The organism is Desulfobacter curvatus DSM 3379 (assembly GCF_000373985.1).
GTDB classification, from domain to species: Bacteria; Desulfobacterota; Desulfobacteria; order Desulfobacterales; family Desulfobacteraceae; genus Desulfobacter; species Desulfobacter curvatus.
The window spans coordinates 70,656-88,621 of the sequence record NZ_KB892935.1 but is presented as its reverse complement, the minus strand read 5'-3'; the positions used below and the strand labels follow the sequence as shown (position 1 = coordinate 88,621).

16 protein-coding genes are annotated in these 17,966 nt (G+C 46.4%); 4 read left to right on the top strand and 12 right to left on the bottom strand.

What is annotated here, in order from left to right; translation table 11 throughout:
- The first annotated feature begins 400 nt into the window (after window positions 1–400).
- Entirely contained in the window at window positions 401–1,549 is a 1,149-nt protein-coding gene (locus B147_RS0104625; protein WP_020586076.1) for a beta-ketoacyl-ACP synthase III, read from the top strand.
- A 430-nt stretch (window positions 1,550–1,979) separates the two neighbouring features.
- Here the strand turns inward: B147_RS0104625 and B147_RS0104615 are convergent, their stop codons facing one another.
- The 4 genes from B147_RS0104615 to B147_RS0104595 form a co-directional block, all read right to left on the bottom strand.
- Window positions 1,980–2,795 (bottom strand): HAD-IIA family hydrolase, encoded by an 816-nt coding sequence (locus tag B147_RS0104615; protein WP_020586074.1) that lies wholly within the window; start codon window positions 2,793–2,795, stop codon window positions 1,980–1,982.
- Between the two features lie 117 nt (window positions 2,796–2,912).
- Window positions 2,913–3,542 (bottom strand): TIGR00725 family protein, encoded by a 630-nt coding sequence (locus B147_RS0104610; RefSeq protein WP_020586073.1) that lies wholly within the window; start codon window positions 3,540–3,542, stop codon window positions 2,913–2,915.
- A 75-nt stretch (window positions 3,543–3,617) separates the two neighbouring features.
- Window positions 3,618–4,409 carry an alpha/beta fold hydrolase gene (locus B147_RS0104605; RefSeq protein ID WP_020586072.1) on the bottom strand — a complete coding sequence of 264 codons (792 nt, stop codon included), beginning with the start codon at window positions 4,407–4,409 and terminating at the stop codon, window positions 3,618–3,620.
- A gap of 453 nt (window positions 4,410–4,862) precedes the next feature.
- A complete protein-coding gene (locus B147_RS0104595) occupies window positions 4,863–5,813 on the bottom strand; it encodes an AEC family transporter (protein ID WP_020586070.1) in 951 nt (316 codons plus the stop codon).
- A 483-nt stretch (window positions 5,814–6,296) separates the two neighbouring features.
- On the opposite strand from B147_RS0104595, the gene B147_RS31620 reads away from it, so the two are divergent.
- Window positions 6,297–6,677, top strand: a complete 381-nt coding sequence (locus B147_RS31620) for a hypothetical protein (RefSeq protein ID WP_157237773.1) — start codon at window positions 6,297–6,299, stop codon at window positions 6,675–6,677.
- Here the strand turns inward: B147_RS31620 and B147_RS33410 are convergent.
- Window positions 6,573–6,974 (bottom strand): LysR family transcriptional regulator, encoded by a 402-nt coding sequence (locus tag B147_RS33410; protein WP_020586068.1) that lies wholly within the window; start codon window positions 6,972–6,974, stop codon window positions 6,573–6,575. The two genes, B147_RS31620 and B147_RS33410, sit on opposite strands and share 105 nt — an antisense overlap.
- A 122-nt stretch (window positions 6,975–7,096) precedes the next feature.
- Here B147_RS33410 and B147_RS0104580 point away from each other — a divergent pair, with 122 nt between their 5' ends.
- Window positions 7,097–7,684: a YceI family protein gene (locus B147_RS0104580; RefSeq protein WP_020586067.1), complete on the top strand. Its 588-nt coding sequence runs from the start codon at window positions 7,097–7,099 to the stop codon at window positions 7,682–7,684.
- Window positions 7,685–7,806: 122 nt separating this feature from the next.
- Here the strand turns inward: B147_RS0104580 and B147_RS30040 are convergent, their stop codons facing one another.
- The 3 genes from B147_RS30040 to B147_RS30035 are packed head-to-tail and all read right to left on the bottom strand — an operon-like array spanning window position 7,807 to window position 13,144.
- Window positions 7,807–9,075, bottom strand: a complete 1,269-nt coding sequence (locus B147_RS30040) for a hypothetical protein (protein WP_157237772.1) — start codon at window positions 9,073–9,075, stop codon at window positions 7,807–7,809.
- On the bottom strand, window positions 9,062–10,096 hold the full coding sequence (gene dctP / locus B147_RS0104570) for a TRAP transporter substrate-binding protein DctP (protein ID WP_020586065.1): 1,035 nt from the start codon (window positions 10,094–10,096) through the stop codon (window positions 9,062–9,064). The genes B147_RS30040 and dctP overlap by 14 nt, the downstream gene beginning before the upstream one ends.
- A gap of 15 nt (window positions 10,097–10,111) precedes the next feature.
- Window positions 10,112–13,144, bottom strand: a complete 3,033-nt coding sequence (locus B147_RS30035; RefSeq protein ID WP_020586064.1) for a GAF domain-containing protein — start codon at window positions 13,142–13,144, stop codon at window positions 10,112–10,114.
- 291 nt (window positions 13,145–13,435) lie between these two features.
- Here B147_RS30035 and B147_RS0104560 point away from each other — a divergent pair, with 291 nt between their 5' ends.
- Entirely contained in the window at window positions 13,436–14,713 is a 1,278-nt protein-coding gene (locus tag B147_RS0104560; protein WP_157237771.1) for an MFS transporter, read from the top strand.
- Here B147_RS0104560 and B147_RS0104555 read toward each other — a convergent pair.
- The 4 genes from B147_RS0104555 to darH are packed head-to-tail and all read right to left on the bottom strand — an operon-like array spanning window position 14,700 to window position 17,966.
- Window positions 14,700–14,972, bottom strand: a complete 273-nt coding sequence (locus B147_RS0104555) for a phosphopantetheine-binding protein (RefSeq protein WP_020586062.1) — start codon at window positions 14,970–14,972, stop codon at window positions 14,700–14,702. The genes B147_RS0104560 and B147_RS0104555 overlap by 14 nt on opposite strands.
- Window positions 14,973–14,983: 11 nt before the next feature.
- Window positions 14,984–16,207: an ABC transporter permease gene (locus B147_RS0104550; protein WP_157237770.1), complete on the bottom strand. Its 1,224-nt coding sequence runs from the start codon at window positions 16,205–16,207 to the stop codon at window positions 14,984–14,986.
- 6 nt (window positions 16,208–16,213) lie between these two features.
- Entirely contained in the window at window positions 16,214–16,963 is a 750-nt protein-coding gene (locus tag B147_RS0104545) for an ABC transporter ATP-binding protein (protein WP_020586060.1), read from the bottom strand.
- A complete protein-coding gene (gene darH, locus B147_RS0104540; RefSeq protein ID WP_020586059.1) occupies window positions 16,953–17,966 on the bottom strand; it encodes a BtrH-related acyltransferase DarH in 1,014 nt (337 codons plus the stop codon). The genes B147_RS0104545 and darH overlap by 11 nt, the downstream gene beginning before the upstream one ends.

Here is a 17,966-nt window from a genome sequence, read left to right as displayed (position 1 = left end):
CCATGTCCGGTCCCTGGTTGGATTATCCATGGCTGAAAGAGCGTCTGTCCGCCCCCTTTCAACTCCGATTAGTGTGAGACGGCAACCACGGACAGGTAATCGAAACAGTTTCAAGCCTGGAATGGGGGAGAACTATGCCCGGACGGAATGAAAATCTTCGGTACAGGCCATGGTTTGTGTAGGAAGAACTACCTTTCCGATGCCTTCTGAAAGAAGGAAAGGCGGAATTTTCCCAAAAAGGAGTGGGCGGAACAACTTCGGCCGACCTTTTATTATTTATGCGTCAGCACTGATCTTTGCCTTTTTCCCTTGCCTTTTATGATTTGATTGGGATATCTTCGTTAGTTTGAAATGTTAATGTAAAAGGGTAAACAAAGCCCAATGAAACAGGAACCAACAGATGACCCAACCGGTGTTTATTAATGACTTGTCCGTTTTTTTGCCCAATCAACCTGTATTAAACAGTCAAATTGAAGATGTCCTCGGCCGGATCAATGAGATCCCATCCCTGACCAAGCAAACAATGCTGGCCAACAATAAAATTGAAAAACGGTATTATGCCATTGATCCATCAACCGGGAAGTTCACCCACAATAACGCCCAACTCACGGCCCAGGCGGTACAAAAGCTTCGCCCCTACCCCGGGTTCACACCTGACGACATCCAGGTTTTAAGCTGCGGCACCACAAGTCCGGACGTGATTCTTCCCGGGCATGGCATGATGGTGGCTGGAGAACTTGGGGTGCCGCCCTGTGAAATTGTCTCCACATCCGGGATCTGTCTGAGCGGGATGACCGCATTAAAATATGTCCAGATGTCCGTTGCAAGCGGGACCTCAACAAATGGCGTCTGCACAGGTTCTGAATTGTCCTCATCTTTCATGCGGGCCGATTTTTTCAACCTGGGCGTGGACCCCGATGCCGATGTCGCCGATGTCCCTCTCCTTGCATTCAATGCCGACTTTCTTCGCTGGATGCTCTCCGACGGTGCCGGGGCTGCGTTCATTTCCAATAAGCCGAATCCCCAGGGAATTTCATTGAAAATTGAGTGGATTGACATGCTCTCCTATGCCGGAGAACTTGCCACCTGCATGTATGCCGGGGGCAAGCAGAATGAAGACGGCTCCATTTTCGGGTGGCGGGAGGCAACTTCCTGCATGGATGTCTTGAAGGACAACCTGCTTGCGGTCAAACAGAATACCCAGCTTTTGGGCCGCCACATTGTGAAAACCATGGGCCAAGCGTTAGGACGCATTGCCGAAAACCGGCAGTTAACACCTGAAGATGTGGACTGGTACCTGCCCCATTACTCATCACACTATTTCAGGGATAAATTTTATCAGGTCATGAAAAAGACCGGTTTTGAGGTTCCCTATGATAAATGGTTTACCAACCTGCCCTATACCGGAAACGTAGGTTCAGCATCCATTTACATCATCATGGAAGAGCTGTTTAAATCAGGAAAGTTGAAAAAAGGGGAAAAACTGCTCTGCTTTATTCCTGAAAGCGGACGGTTTTCCCATTGCTTCATGCTGCTGACCGTGGTGTAGGATGACGGTAGGGCAACAGTGTCTAAAAGGTGTTCTTCCCAGGCGGCGGAACACCTTCGGACATAAAAAATTATTTGCCCGGCAATTTCTCCGGCAAACCGTCAATAAAGGCTTTTATCTCATCCCTGACCCGTCTATAAACAGCCAGTTTTTCCTCTTCATTTTCTAAATTACGGACTAATTCAGGTGGATTATCGAACGATCGGCAGATAACATTTACCTCTGGCGGAAAACTGGGACACTTCTGAGCGGCTGTGTCGCAAACCGTTACGACCCAGTCAATTATTAGAAACGTATGAGAGGACTCAACATAATTTGGAGCGTATCATGTCCATCAATGAACAGAAGCAGGGAAGGGGAGACAACAAATGTCTACGGAGTTTGACCTGAAATCAGCTGAAAAAATGTATTCCAGCGGCATCACAGACCGTCACGGCTCCTTTTCCACCCGGTCCCTTTTAGACAATATCGTATCAGGATCAATTTCACCTAAATTATTAAAAATATAATCCGGTTGATAAGGAAAACGGTTTATGTTCCTGCGAGTGGTCACGCCGCTCAGAACCAGACAAGCTGTCATTCCCGACTCCAGGCCCCCAATAATATCGGTATCCATTCTGTCACCGATCATAAAGCAATTGGCAGAATGGACACCCATTTTTTTCCGGGCCCAGTACATCATTGTGGGATTGGGTTTCCCAAGGAAATAAGGTGCGATTCCGGTCACTTTCTCGATGGGCGCAACCAAGGCACCGCAGGCAGGCACCGGCCCCCGAAGCGTAGGTCCGGTCAAATCCGAATTTGTTGCAATAAATTTTGCGCCCTCCCGGATCAAATGTGTGGCTTCAATAATTTTTTTATAATCATATTCCTCGGTTTCCGCAAGCACCACATAGTCCGGATTTTCGGAAGTAACCGCTATGTTATGTTTTTCAAATTGTTCAATAATACCCTGTCCGCCGATAACATAAGCGGAACAATCCATTGGCTTCTGGGTTGAGAGAAAACTTGCCGTAGCCATGGCCGACGTATAAAAATAATCTTCTGTTACATGGATTCCCATGTCAGAGAGACGGCCCTTGAGCTGTTTGGGGGTGTGATAAGAATTATTGGTCAAAAATAGGAACTTGAAATTGCTCTGTTTGAGGCGACGCACGAAATCCGCAGCACCAGGAATCAGTTTTGATCCTGTGTAGACGACACCATCCATGTCAAGAATAAACGCTTTTTGATATGTTCGCATCATTAAATGGTATTCTATAGCCCCCAAATTAGCAAATGATTTTATTTCTATTGTTTTAAGATGTCTTAATTTAATTTTTCAAGAATTTCAGGGCCCCAAGCCGGACATGGGACGGCGATGCTATTGGGGCAGATTCAGGACCACCCGGGCAATTCGGGCGGCAGCCTCTTTTGGGCTGCGGCAGGGAAGCATACCCGGAATGTTCGGTGCCCCTGAGAGACCGAACACCTTTTTTTCAAACTGCATACCAAATGCAATTTCTGAAAGGGTGCCGTAGCCCCCGCCTATGGCAACAAGGCAAAGTGCGGCCCGTGTCAGGATTGCGTTTCTGGCCAGTCCGATCCCGGTGGCCAGCGGAATAGTGACATAGGGGTTGGCGGTATCTGAATTTTCATCAGGCAACAGGCCCACACTGATCCCGCCGGCATCTGCCGCCCCCTTGCAGGCGGCTTCCATCACACCCTGGCGGCCGCCGCAGATCAGGGTCAACCCCATTCGGACGATGAGGGTTCCCAATTCCAATGCATCTGCAAGCTGTTCTTCCGACGCTTTCCGGCCGCCCAGAATTCCCACCGGGACCCGGCACCAGCCGCCCTGCTGCTGCAGCCGGGTGACCGCATCCGTTTCCGATACCGGGACAAGTTCATCCGGAATGAAGCCAAGTTCTTCCCAGACCTGGGTCTCCGGAGAAAAAATCCGTGCCGACCGTAAATCAATAAGGTTGTTTTCTGAGTCAAACACCAGTGACATGGAAAGACCTCCTGTAATTGTGCATCTCTCCGGCTGCAAGTACTAAAACGATCAAAGCCCCTCTTTGTCCTGACATCAGTTGGCGCGCAAAAAATCAATTAGCGCGGAATTAAATGCGTCCGGTTGCTCAATGTTTACCATATGACCGGCAACAGGCAACATGCAAAGTTGGGCGCCGGGAATTTGCTCGGCCAGGCCCGTTGATTTTTCCGGCGGAATAGCCTTGTCCTCCTGGGCGCCCAGAATCAATACCGGTATCTTCAACTGAGCTATTAACGCCGATGAATCGCTACGATCCCGAATCGCCTCCAACCCCACAACCAAACCGGAGGGAGAGGCTGCGGCCATCCAGCCACGCACTTCTTCCACCAAATCAGGACGCTCAGCAACAGTATTGTCAGCAAAAAGAAGCGGGGTAAACGCTGTCGGCACCACATCCGGCCGTCCTGCGTTAACCTCGGAGATCAAATGGTTGCGTTTACCCCGGGCGGTCTCATCATCGGCGTCAGCGCGGGTGACGATAAAACAGGCAGCGGAAAACCGTTCCGGATAACGGGCCAACAAGTTGAGCATCACATATCCGCCCATAGACATGCCGCCGACCACGGCTCTCTCAATACCGAGATGATCCAGCAGCGCGATCAGATCGTCGGCCAACAAATCCGTCGAGCCGACCTCAGTGCCCGGTTCACTCTCTCCGAATCCCCTCAGATCGGGTACCACAGCCCGGAAACCGGCAGCAGCCAACGCCTGCACCTGGGGACGCCACATTTGCCGGCAAAGGGGAAATCCGTGAATCAACAATACTGCAGGCCCCTTGCCCGCTTCATCATAAGCCAATTGAATACCATTAAGCTTTGCTTGCATATAACCTCCCGAATGCCAGCTATGGGCTGCCCTATCAACACCCAGACTCAGCCCACAACAAAGATAAAAAGAATCCAGTTAATTGCTGGAGACTTTCATATAACAGCCATGGGCTGACCTGGTCTATCAGCACCCAGGCCCAGCCCACAACAAATGTTGAAAGATCTGCTTGGGTTACACAGACTTTCATATAAAAAAAACCAACCATATTCACTTACCTGAGAGATACTATCAGTTCCCTGTGCGCACAACAAGCTCTTAAAAAAGACCGTTCTCATTGTTATCTGGTGCCATAACCATTGGGTGACAAATTGAAGAAGAAATTTGCAAGCCGGTTCGGAAAAATATAAAAAGTTCGGCTCTACTTGTGAAAATCAAGGTTAATGATATGAAAATTGCAAGTTTCGGGGCAAGCGACCGAAGTCTTCCAGCCGATATGGTTGAAAGATCAATCTATCTCTGTTGGATTTTATACAGATAATCAAAAACAAACAGAATTAAAGGTAGTGACAACAGAGTAAACACCAAGCTGGATACCAAGTATTGATTAACGATCTCCCGGTTCCCCTGGGCTCTTGAGGCAAATATCGGCAAAGCCGTGAGTGGAGGGGCGGCTGCTTGCATTACAATGATAAATGCGATGTTGTATTCAAGTTTAAAAAATAAAATTATTCCTACACCTATGATTGGAAATAGGATATTTTTGACGGCAATGAATTTAATTATTTCACCCCAAACAGCCTTGCCGGTTTTTTGAAGATCTACATAAATATTTCCACCGATAATAAGCATAAGGAGAGGGATCGTCATACCACCGACCATCTTTATGGCAGTTAGAATAAATTCCGGAATCAGCTGGTCACCGGTTGTAAATTTTAAAAGCAGCCCCAAAGACGTTGCGATGAGTACCGGATTTATTGTTTTTCTAAGGTTAAACTGCTGTTTACCTTTTTTAAAAAATAAATGGTAGGTGTTAAAAAAAAACGCCGGATAAAAAATTGTGAATAAGAACAAATCAACTAATAGTGAAGCGTCGGGTCCGAAGGTCTCGGTTATTACGATGATTGGGATGAAAAGTCCGTTTTGAAAAACTAAAGATAGGTTGGTCTCTTCTTGAGATTCTTTTTTGAAAAGACGTTTAAAGATGTTTGCCATGATGATTGCAGCGATGGTAAAAATCACCCAATAGAGGGGATATAGATACCAAAAAGGAAAATCTGTTGGGTTAAACGTCTTGATTATTCGAAAGAAAATTAACGAAGGAAGAGCTATCTCTAAAACCAGAGGGGAAAGAAGATCTAAAACATCTGTAGGGATCAACTTTTTTTTAGCCACAAAAAAACCTAACAGACCAATGAAAAGCATAATCCCAACGGACTGAGACACAACGATAAACATATTCATATAGGCCTTCCTGGTATTATTTTTCTCTGATTATACCTGCAAAATGGCAGGTGATGAGATCTCTCATTCCTTTTGTTTTTTCAGGAAAACTCCGGCTTGTTTCACAAACTCACGCCGGTTGAGTGCTTCCTCCATCTTTAATCTTCTAAAAACCTTTTTATGTGGCCTCTTTGTGGCCGATGTTATGATCAAGCCAAAAATATGGAACTATGTCAAGAAACAACTATTCCCGTTAATGCAAGTACTTTCACTCAAAACAAGTCTTGATGGACTTACACTTTTGCCTGAAATCATTGACGATATTATCGTTGGTCGATTTGGTTTGTTACCTGCGAAACTTTAGTTTATTATTTTGAATAACAGCCATGGGCCGACCTGGTCTATCAACATCCAGACTCAGCCCAGAACGAAAATTGTGAAATCCGTGCAGGTTACACAGACGTTGTTATAAAACATTTAATAGCCTTAATGTTTGGGGAATTTATGGAATACAGATTTGATATTGATAAAGTACACGCCACAATACTGACAATAGATCCTTTTGAATTCCCTGAAAAGTTACCGGAAATTATAGAGCTTATTGATTATTATTCGGTCTTTTTAACCAAGGCTTACAACACTACTTTGGAAATTTCCAGGCAGTTGGGAGCCGAGCAATATTTTAATTATTCTGTCTGGGCTTTTATGGCAGCAGGCCCCGCTTTCATTGCAGCAGAACAACAAGATGCTGATGAAGGAATTGAATGGCAATTGAATTTTTTAAACGCTCTGTCCAGAGTTGTACTTGAAAATATTAATAAAGCCCTGGCGGCACCTTTGGTTCCAGGCAATTTTCCGGAACATTGGATTGTTTCTTTGGATTAAATAGAATATTTTGCCTTCATACCGGATATCCTTGCCCTTTATTTTTCGTTCAATGGAAAGGATTTCACCCTCAAGGTGCTGGATGTAGTTGAACATGTCCTGACCGCTTTCCGTCAAAACATAACCGGACTTAAATCGTTCAAAAAGCCGGGCCTCCAGCTTTTTTCCAAGTGCATTAATTCGGCGCAATACAGTCGAATGATTGACTTTTAAGGACTCTCCGGCCGCTTTCAACGTTCCCAGCCGTGCAACTTTCAAAAAATAACGGTAATCATCCCAACTGACTTTGTTGTGCATTTTTGCAATCCTCATTGGCAACAAACAGGCATTGATATGCAGAATAACAGAGTATATATATGGTACAAGACGAAACAAATTAACAATTAATACATTTCGTCGTAATGATTAGGAGACAAACCATGAAAAAAATGATCACATATACAATCTTAGCTTTTGCAGTATTTACCACCTCAGTCTTTGCCCAGACCTGGACCGTGGACCCGGCCCACACGTCAGCTGATTTTTCAATTCAGCACATGGCCATCAGCCGTGTTACAGGCAGTTTCAACCAGGTGACTGGCCGTCTGGTGTTTGACAAAGAAGGCAAGCATCCCGAATCTGTTGACATCTCCATTGATGTGGCGTCCATTGATACAGGGGTGGACCAACGTGACGAACATTTGAAAAGTCCCGATTTTTTTGATGTAAAAACATATCCTACTATTACCTATACATCTAAAGAGATCATCCCCCAGGGTGAAGGACGCTATAAAGTCATTGGTATCCTGAATATGCATGGTGTAAGCAAAGCGGTCACACTTGCCGTTGAGGGGCTGGTGGGCAATGAAAAAGACCCATGGGGCAATACCCGCAAAGGCGCCCATGTCACGGCCGAACTTAATCGAAAGGATTTCGGCATCGTTTACAATGCGGTTTTGGAAAGCGGTAACGTGATGATTGGCGAAACCGTAGATATTGTGATTAACCTGGAGTTTATTAAACAATAAAGACGGGGGTACTTCGGCGACCGGCTTTTGAAAAGCCGGTCGTGACTAAAAATTGCCCATTTTGCTATATATCTGGAAACGCGGGCATCCCGCCCGCGTTTCCAGGCTAAGTTATTTCGGGTTTATTGCTTAACATAATCGGGATAATGTTCTTTTAAGCATTCAGGGCAGATACCATGGCTTAACGTGATATCGGAATGTTTACTGAGGTATGCCTCCAACTGATTCCAGTACCCCTTGTCATCCCTGATCTTTTTACAATGCGCACAGATGGGGAGAAGTCCGCTCAATGCCTTGACTTCAGCCAGTGCATTTTTCAGCGCCGCATTTTTCTGAATAAGTTCCCGGTTTGTTTCCGTTAATAGCTCCGTGCGCTCGGCAACTGTTTTTTCAAGCCGCTCATGATGGGCATAAAGTTTCATTTCCGCCTTTTTACGACGTTGCCGATGGCGATGGGCGATGGTTAAGGTAAAAGCCGCAATCAAGGTGGTAAAAAAAATGGTGGCCATGTCGCGAACTGCCTCTTTGCGCCATTTTTTTAAAACGTTTTTTTGGCTGTATGACACAGCCACATGAAAGGGAAAACCCTGCAATTGATGTGTTGAAACAATGGTAGTGCCATCTTCATATGTTGCTCTCCCGCCACTGCTTAAAAGCGTTTTGGAAAAGGATGAAAAATACGGAAGATCTCGTATGTTGGCACCTATAAATTTATCTTCCGGATTTGTTTCTCTGAACCAGCCGGTCAAAACCATGCCTTTTATATCAACTAGTGCAATACCTTCCATATCAACATCCAGATAATCGCTAAAACGATCGTAAAAATAATCCGGATCCACCACAGCGCCCAGTACACCCAAAAATTCATTTTTTTGATTTTCAATTCGACGGCTTAACACGATTTTAGCATTGTCTTTTCCGACAATGACCGAATCGATGGAAAATTCCAGCCATGCATCCCGATGGTCGGCAAAAGTAGGGATTTCAAACTCTTTGCTTCTTTGACTGCTGTATATGACGGCAGCTTTTGAATCCAATAAAACGACATCCTTGATTTGCGGCAACAGCCTTAATTCCGGCTCAAAAATTTCAATCGCATCAGCATCAATAGAGGGCAAATGACTGAGGTTGCTTTGATGTTGAATAATTGAACGAAGCGGCAGGAGCATCAGGTCAACCGCATAGAGAACACTTGTGCTGTTTTCCGCAAGAAGCTGCGCCTGGGCTATAGACCTGATACGCGCTTCATTCAAATAGCTTTGCCTGTTTCTGAAAATTGAAAAGATGCTCAAAGTGACAAAAATAATCACAACAAAACAAAACAGCGCCACCACAGTCTCAAACGCTTTCCCCTTAGACGTGTAAAAAACAGTATGCTTAGTCTCTGACATTGGCAAATTCGGCATCATATTTAAAAGTTTTCATAATCTGACTGACCAATTTCGGATCAATTTTCAATATTTTTACAAATTCATTCTGCCTGGTAAGCATCTTTTGACGCCAAACTTCAATTTTCAACGGATTGGGAAGAATGACTTCAACGCCGTTTTTGACAAGAATATTTTTGGCGTTGTGTTGGGATTCGGCCGCTTCCCGGCGGGCGGTATCCACATATTTCTCCCAAGTATCGGCCAGAATGCGCTGGATATCATCAGACAGCTTGTTCCAAAATGACAGCCGTACAAGGGGGATGTATTGCGCAAAATATTCCTGATCTTCAAAGGCATATTTAATACCTATTTTCCACAGGCGGGCACTCTCGACCGTTTCATAACTTGTTAATACGGCATCAATCCGGCCCTGCTGCAGATATTCCGGCAGGTCAGGCCAGGGAATTATCCTGGGAAGTCCTCCCATCGCCTCAATTCTTAATTTATTAGCTTCACCGCCGGCAACTCTGACCCGAAGCCCGGCAATGTTTTCGTGCCGGAGAATCTTTTTATCCACACCAAAGAGATGGGCATGCCCCAAGTCAATCCACTTTCCGATCACCTTTAGTCGCAGATTATTTTTCAAACGGTCGGCAATGGTTTGTCCGACCTCGCCGTCAACCGCCTTATAGTTTGCTTCGGCCGGCTTTCCATAAAAAGCCGGAAGTAGAAATATCTGCACATTCGGTTCGAACCTGGAAACATGCCAGGTCCCCGGAACACCCATTTCAACCCGACCCTGGGCCATCGCCTGAATAATATCCCGGTCCCTGAATAGGCGGGCATTTGAAAAAAACTGAACATTGATCCGGCCCTGGAGGTTTTTCTTGATTTCATCGGCATATCTTTTAACCGCCTGGGTTTGGACATGTCTATCGTTATTTTCCACTGAAATACGCATGAGTGGGAGCGTTTTCGCCGAAGCGCATGCAACCCATGCAAAGACAATTAATGTAATTGCGATTAACACATATCGATTCATGCAAAACTCTCCATATCAACCATTTTTGTTTTGACCGGCTCCATTATTATCCAGCACCTCCCTTACCTTGGACGCCAAACCATTAACGGAAAAAGGTTTCTGCAGCAGTTGGATGCCTTCACTAAGTACGCCGCGATCTGCAATGATATCGTCGGTATAGCCGGACATGAAAAGCACTTTCAGGTCTTGGTATTTTTGAACGGCTTTATCGTAAAGTTCCTTACCATTCATACCCGGCATGACAACATCGGTAAGTAAAAGATGTATCACATCGCCATAAGAGGCCATAATGTCCAAAGCGTCATCACCGTTTTCCGCCTCAAGCACCTTGTACCCCCATCGCTTAAGTATGGCCCGCCCCAGATTTCGGACCTGTTCGTTATCCTCGACAAGCAGTATGGTCTCTTCCCCTTTTAGGCTGTTTTTTGTTTTTTTAACGGATTCTTCTTTGTCCGGTTTGTCAGGCATCTCCATAGCTGGCGGAAGATATATTTTGAAGGTGGTTCCCATCTCCGGTTCACTGTACACCCAGATATTTCCCCTGTGCTGTTTGACGATGCCGTAAACTGTGGCCAGGCCAAGACCGGTCCCCCGCTCTCCCTTGGTTGAAAAAAACGGTTCAAAGATATGCGCAAGCGTGGCATCATCCATACCCGAACCGGTATCGCTGACGGACAGCATAACATAAAGACCGGGGCGGACATCCGGATGCGTCCTGGCATATTCTTCATCCAGATGGGATAATCCGGTTTCGATGATTAAAAGGCCGCCGTCCGGCATGGCGTCGGCAGAATTCACCGTCAAATTTATCAAAATTTGTTCAATCTGGCCGATATCGGCCAACACAGGACGTATTTCCCTGGAAAGATTTTTTTTTAATTTGATATCCTCCGGTATGGTACGCAAAAGAAGTTTTTCAATTCCGCGGACAACCTGGTTTATATCAATTGGTTTGAGTGTGATGACCTGTTTGCGTGAAAATGCCAGCAACTGTCTCACCAAATCCCGGGCCCTGGAACCGGCGTTAGCGATCTCCAAAGCCTGCTCCCGGCGCTCGTCTCCAACGCTTAAATCTTCGGTCAGCATCTCGGCATAATTGAGAATCGGACAGAGCATGTTGTTCAAATCATGGGCAACACCTCCGGCCAACCGCCCGATGGCCTCCACCTTCTGGGCCTGCCTCAACTGGGCTTCAAGATTAATTTTCTCTTTTTCCGTTTTAATACGGTTGACAGCGACAGCTACAAGGTTGGCTACGGATTCCATCATTTCTATTTCTTCCGGCAAAAACGTTGAATCCGACCGTTTCCCAAATGACAACGTGCCGAGCAAACGTTCTTCAAGAATCAAAGGATGGCAACAATACACTTGAATACCCAATGATTTTATCAATGTTGTCAATGGACCAGAACTGTCTGAAATATCCTCACAGATCATGCGTTGACCGGTTTGATCAACCATCGCGCACACGGTAGTACCGTGATCGATCCACTCAATTTGCGAACGCTTTTCGTCAGGAATTCCGGCACATGCATTTAAGTGAAGTTTACCGGTATCGGTATCTTCCAAAAAATTAAAAAAGACCTGACAGTCAAGAAATGCCATCACTGTTTTTCCCAGGTCATTGATCAGGCTTGTCGGATTACCGCTTTGGAGAAGGCGGGCAGCTGTTTCGGACAGGATCTCGTTCCTTCTGACATTCCAAGTTAACTTTTTTTCTGCAGCCTTATGCTCTGTTATATCCCTTGCCGCAGCCACTCTGGCCGGTTTGCCCTTGTACTCTATGTTTCTGGCTATTAATTCAACAGGAAACCGGGTCCCGTCACATTTTATTACAACAATTTCATATGCGCCCTGATAGCCGGAAGCGATATATGTTTGAGCCTTTTTCAAACTCTCGGGAGCAACATGTTTAGTCATTATCTGGGATCCGATGAGTTCATTTGCCGAATCATAACCCAGTTTTTTTGCCAATGACTCGTTGGCGTCAAGTACGACACCGTTATCGTGTATATAAATGCCTTCAACGGTAGCCTCCGATAGAAATTTAAACCGCTCTTCGCTATCTTTTAGCGTCTCATTGGATTTTTTTAAGCTGATTGCCTCCCAGGACAGGTCAGCCACTTCATTTATCATTTCAACATCCTGGCTGGTGTAATCCGTTCTTTTATTTCCCACTCCCAGTATGGCAACTACGGTTTTCCCCCTTATAACCGGAACCGTCAGGAGCCGGAAAACCGGTGCATGCCACTTCGGCAATTCCGCTTTATGTGACAAAGCCTGGTAGTCGTTGTAAACAATTGACGTTTGCTTTTTAAAACTGTCTCCCCACACCCCCGCCTTTTCAATTGGGTAATGTTCCTTCTTCATGTCTTCGGCACGCATATTTTTGAGTGTGTTGGTGGACCATGCCTGTAAGCTTAATGTCTTTTGATCATCATCAATCAAGTGATAAAAACCGATTTCACTTTCTGCCAAGGATTCGGCTTCATCCAAAAATTTTTGAAGCAGTTCCCGTGAATTATGGGAAGATGCATAGTCAACCAAGCGGAGTTTAACCGATTGAATTTTTTCTTTTTGTTTATGTTGTGTAATATCCTGGGTCACGCCGATACCACGGATACATTTCCCCTTAGCGTCAAATTCAAGCATAGCTTTTTCCCGTACCCATTTGATGCTTCCATCGACGTTGATGCGATGTTCAATATCATAAGGCTCCCCGGATAGGGCAGCTTTCCATGCATTTTTCACATATTCCAGATCATCCGGATGGACAAAATCCAAAAACAGTTCATAGGTCAAATCCGTTCCCTTTGGGACACCAAAAATTTTATAGTTTTCATCAGTCCACACAAGAGTATTACGCACCAGATCCAATTGCCAAGTTCCAATTTTTCCAATATCTTGTATCTTTTCTAAAAAATATTTCTGCAGGCGCATCTTTTCTTCGGTCTTAATACGTTCCGTTGCCTTTAATTGCTCTTTTTCAATACGTTTGTATTTGGCTAATAATTTTTCCGAATCTGATTTAGAAGAGTTGTTTGGCATAATTACAAACTCCCATTAAGACGAGATGCTTAAACCTACGCGCAATGACATCATTGAATGGTGGCATTATGAACGCGGTAATTAGGCTGATCATAAATAATCAAATGGAGATTTTTTAATTATAACATCCTAAAAGTAAAATTTGAAAAGAAAAATATCTCCGAATCCAAGATCCCGGCGGCCGGTTGGAATTATTTTTTTCAGAGATTAAGGATATTTACGATGAGACGCTTGCTAATCTTTTTATTCTTTGTTATACCCTGCCTGAAAAAATTGCAGGAGCACGGTTTCATGCAGCAGAAAAAAATTTTTTACGGCTGGACTATTGTTGCCGTGGCTTTTTTGATCGGTCTTACCCAGGCCGGTGTATTCCAGAATGTATTGTCCATCTTCCTCAAACCCATGGCCGAAGAGTTCGGCTGGAATCGTTCCATCATCACCGGTTCCATTGCTGTGGGCTCCCTGTCCGGTGGCATCCTCTCCCCTCTGGTTGGCCCTTACCTGGATCGCAATGGCCCACGAAAAGCGGCGTTCTGGGGAATTACCATTTTAAGTGCTGGCCTGATCGCACTGTCACAGCTCTCTTCGGTCTGGCAACTCTACCTGTTTTTCGGAACCGGCCGGATGATTGCGTCTGGTTTGCTGGCGCTGGTGGTCACGGTGAGCGTCTCCAACTGGTTTATTGAAAAACGGGGACGGGCCATGGGGATTTCCCAGCTTGGCAGCCGCATCGGCATTGCTTTTCTCCCGTTACTGGTACAGCATATCATTCTTTCCTATGGATGGCGCACGGCCTGGGCTGTATTGGGCATAATTGTATTTGCTTTTTCAGCCCTGCCCAGTCTGATTTTTCTGAAACGAAGACCCGAAGACGTTGGATTGCTGCCGGATGGCAGAGACCCTGAAGAAGATTTAGGGACCGACGAAGACAAACCGGGAGGACAACAAAGTCAGGCGTCCCGCTTGAATCTGGAAAATGAACCCGTGTGGACCCGGAAAACGGCTTTTCGCACCATTTCATTCTGGCAACTGGTGTTTGTCATGTGTGTGATTTATCTGGTTGGGGCCGGGTCTAATTTTCATCTGTTTCCATTTATGACGGACCAGGGATTGCCGCCGACCACGGCTGTTTTGGTCATCACCGTTTTATCGGTTTGCGCTGCATTGGGCGGGGTGTTGTTCGGTTTTCTGGCAGAAAAAATCTCCGTTAAGATACTCATGGGCGGGGTGCTGATCACCATCGGCATCCTCTTCTATACGGTTTTCTGGGCGGTCAAGGCACCGGTGTGGATGTTTATCTTTGCCGTTGTGTACGGAATCATCCGAGGCGGGGTTCTGCCGTTAATTTTTCTGTTGTGGACGGAATTCTACGGCAGAAGATCTTCCGGAACCGTTCTGGGGATTGCCGGCCCTTTCCGGATGGCCGCAAACGCTGCCGGGCCGGTCTCGGCAGCCATCTTTTTTGATCTGTTCCATAACTACTGGATTCCTTTTTCGGCCTTCACAATTCTCCTGATCATGGCCGGCCTTTTGTGTCTGGCCGCAAAACCGCCCGTCAGTCCGAAATAGATTTAATGCCCCCCTTTTCCCGTATATAATCGGCAAGGGATTTAACCGTCGATAAAATCTCACGTGCCTGGTCCTGGGTGTCAATCCGGATACCATAGACATCCTGGACCATGACGACAATTTCAACGGCGTCCAGGGAATCCAGCCCAAGCAGGGAGTCCGGTCCCACCAAGGGGGAATCCATTGGAAAGTCATCCGGAACATCCTCCTGCACATTACATAGTTCGACAATGGTTGTTAACAGCTCTTTTTCCAGCATTATATGTTACCTTATTTTTTGTAATTAAATGAGATATGAGAAACCCCTGAAGCCGCAATGCCGAACAACACCAATAAACCTGCTTCGGGCAAAACATCTTTAATCTGTTTTCCCCGCAAAAGGATATCGTAAAATGCGTCCAGGGCCCAGGCCAAGGGGGATAAGTTACTGATTAACTGCATGGGTCCCGGCATCAGATAAACCGGTACGACGATACCCCCAAGCGCTGCGGCAATCACAATGGTTGTGGGACCGATGATAAGGGCCTGTTCATAGGACCCTGCAAGTTGGCCGAGCATGATACCGTAATTTGCAGCGGCCACCGCACATGCGGCAATAATAATCAAAACAGCGATCCATGGGCCGTCTACGACAAAAGCGGGCAGGCACAGCAGGGGAAAAACAAATTTACCGAGCAAAAAAACAAATAAGAATTGAATCAGGCAGACACAGATGTAGGCGGCATTTTTTCCAAAAATGAATAAAAATCTCGGGACGGGCATGGTTCTTAACCGGTCCAGGGTTTTATTCTCACGCTCCTGAAGCATGCTGCCGGCAAGAGGGACACAGATGAAAAAGATGCCGAACAGAGCCCAGGCCGGCACATTCTGCTGCACCGATGTCGGCATTTTAATGAATCCGAATTCTGTTGCCCAGGCCTCTTTAATATCAAACCACGGGGCAGGAGGTGTTGCATCCGGCCGCCTGTCCGTGGGAAAAACGGCTTGCCGAAGTTTAATCTCATACTCCAGACACAAAAGCACCTTTGAGACAGTACTTAACACCGCAGCCCGGAATCCCCCCTGGACCGAAGGATCAAAATATACAGTGATCTGTTTGCCGTTGGTGCCATGGGAATCTGTTTTACCCAGGGTAAAGAGCCGGGCTTGATCAAAGGCAAAGTCGGTGCTGCCTTCGGGGATGATAATGCTGAACTGGTACTGCCCTTTATTCACCAGGGCTTTAGCCCCGGCCTCGGTGTCACAGCCGACATCTTTACCCTTTACGGCGATAATATTGTCCGAGTCCTTTAACCCCTTAAAAATAATTTTTCCGATCTCATTTTTATCATTATCAAGGACCAAAACATGGGTGGTCGGGTTCAGCACCTTTTCCTGCACAAGACAGACAATGGTCACCAGCACGGCAGGCATGACAAACAACAGCACAAGCCCCACCCGGTCCCGGATGAGCAAAAGCAGCTCTTTTTTTAATGTGGCAGCCAAAAATCCCATGAACAATTATTTCCCTGTGGTCTTTAAAAACAGCTCATTGAGATTGCGGTATTTGCCGGTGCCGCTGATCAAATCATCGGTGCGCCCTTGGGCCAGGCAGATACCCTTATCCATGATCAAAACCCGTGAACAGATTTTCTCGGCCTCTTCCATGTAATGGGTCGTATAGATCAGGGTGCTCCCCCCAAGGCTTAATTGCTGAATTCGGTCCAGTAATGCGTTGCGGGAGTGAACATCCATGCCCACGGTGGGTTCATCCAAAAAAATCAATGCCGGTTCATGCAGAATTCCGCAGGCAATATTAAACCTGCGTTGAATGCCGCCGGAACATTTTGTGATCAGCTGATCGGCAAACTCATTCAGGTCAAACAGTGCCAGGGTTTCGGAAATTTTTAAGTCCAGCTCTATTTTTTTTAGCCCAAATAACGTGCCGAAATAAAACATATTTTCCCGTCCGGTGAGTTTTGGAAACAAAGCAATTTCCTGGGGAATCAGACTGATAAGGGGCCTTACTTTAAACGGGTATTTCAAGGCATCCACGCCGCAAATCCGCACGCGGCCCCGGGTGGGTTTTATCAAGGTGGATAAAATTGAGATGGTTGTGGTTTTCCCTGCACCGTTGGGCCCTAATAATCCAAAAATTTCGCCTTGTTCAACCCGTAACGTCAGGTCGGTCAGGACATCTTTTTGGCCGCCCGGATAGCGTTTTCCCAAGCCACGGACCTCAAGAACAGATTGGGAATCATCAGCCGGCAATGGATAAAAGCTCCTTGAAGGTACGGGTTTCAATATCAGCGCAGGTATTGAGTACCTGCCGCATGGCTTGTACCGAGTCGTCCTGGGAAGCCCTGCCTTTACAATGCCTTGCAGCCTTTACGGCAAATCTGCGCCACAGATCTCCGGAAGCCGTCATCTGTTCAGCCATGGTGTTCAGCCGCGGGTCATCCAATATCCCGGCAGCCTGCTGGAGGAATGCCGAATACATAAAACGAAAGCCTCCGCCGCCGGTACCGATCTCTTCCTGCATCCGTATGAGCTGACCTAAAAGGAGCACGGTTTTTTCATTACCGAATTTTTTGGGCCAATTTTCAACACACTTTCCCAGAAAACGAATCCCCCGGGTACCCAGAAAGGGCACAGGCGTTTTCACCATGCTCTTTGCCGCACCCCGTATTCCGGTGCACAAAGCGGGTTTTAAATCAATTTTTCCAGGAACTCCGGTAATCCGGTACATGCTGCCTTTGGGTGCAAGGGCGCCCTTTGCAAATCGGGCAAGGGCCAGGTCCTTTGCCGGACACTCCACAATAGAAGGGAAAACCGGATCACTGATGATATAGTTATCCCCCTCTTTGCCGATTACCACGATATTGTGCATGTTAAAATGAAATCTCAACGATGGGGGAAAGTACGGCAACCAGTACCCGCCGGTCCGGCATCCCACGGGATGCCCCTTGTCAAGTTCCCTGTCCAGGGCATCCATGGCTTTGGGAACACTGGAAAATTTCTGCCATTTGACGTCAATGCCCAAAGTGCGGGTTACACTTTTGAATATTTTGCCCACCGGGCACCGAAAGGTTGTCAACGGCAGTTCATTGACCTTGATAAACGGCAAATATCCAAAAAAGATGCCCTGGCCAATGCCGAATGCCAAGGCTTCTGAAAGCTGTTGTTCACTGTCTTCTACGGCATGGTTGATCAGGTTCGCAGTAACCCCGCATTCACAATGGGCAGACTGGGTATGTTTAAAATCAATTATCAT

Coding starts and splice junctions, on each gene's coding strand:
- B147_RS0104625 (WP_020586076.1), top strand. CDS start 401: ATGACCCAACCGGTGTTTATTAATGACTTGTCCGTTTTTTTGCCCAAT.
- B147_RS0104615 (WP_020586074.1), bottom strand. CDS start 2,795: ATGATGCGAACATATCAAAAAGCGTTTATTCTTGACATGGATGGTGTC.
- B147_RS0104610 (WP_020586073.1), bottom strand. CDS start 3,542: ATGTCACTGGTGTTTGACTCAGAAAACAACCTTATTGATTTACGGTCG.
- B147_RS0104605 (WP_020586072.1), bottom strand. CDS start 4,409: ATGCAAGCAAAGCTTAATGGTATTCAATTGGCTTATGATGAAGCGGGC.
- B147_RS0104595 (WP_020586070.1), bottom strand. CDS start 5,813: ATGAATATGTTTATCGTTGTGTCTCAGTCCGTTGGGATTATGCTTTTC.
- B147_RS31620 (WP_157237773.1), top strand. CDS start 6,297: ATGGAATACAGATTTGATATTGATAAAGTACACGCCACAATACTGACA.
- B147_RS33410 (WP_020586068.1), bottom strand. CDS start 6,974: ATGCACAACAAAGTCAGTTGGGATGATTACCGTTATTTTTTGAAAGTT.
- B147_RS0104580 (WP_020586067.1), top strand. CDS start 7,097: ATGAAAAAAATGATCACATATACAATCTTAGCTTTTGCAGTATTTACC.
- B147_RS30040 (WP_157237772.1), bottom strand. CDS start 9,075: ATGTCAGAGACTAAGCATACTGTTTTTTACACGTCTAAGGGGAAAGCG.
- dctP (WP_020586065.1), bottom strand. CDS start 10,096: ATGAATCGATATGTGTTAATCGCAATTACATTAATTGTCTTTGCATGG.
- B147_RS30035 (WP_020586064.1), bottom strand. CDS start 13,144: ATGCCAAACAACTCTTCTAAATCAGATTCGGAAAAATTATTAGCCAAA.
- B147_RS0104560 (WP_157237771.1), top strand. CDS start 13,436: ATGCAGCAGAAAAAAATTTTTTACGGCTGGACTATTGTTGCCGTGGCT.
- B147_RS0104555 (WP_020586062.1), bottom strand. CDS start 14,972: ATGCTGGAAAAAGAGCTGTTAACAACCATTGTCGAACTATGTAATGTG.
- B147_RS0104550 (WP_157237770.1), bottom strand. CDS start 16,207: ATGGGATTTTTGGCTGCCACATTAAAAAAAGAGCTGCTTTTGCTCATC.
- darH (WP_020586059.1), bottom strand. CDS start 17,966: ATGATAATTGATTTTAAACATACCCAGTCTGCCCATTGTGAATGCGGG.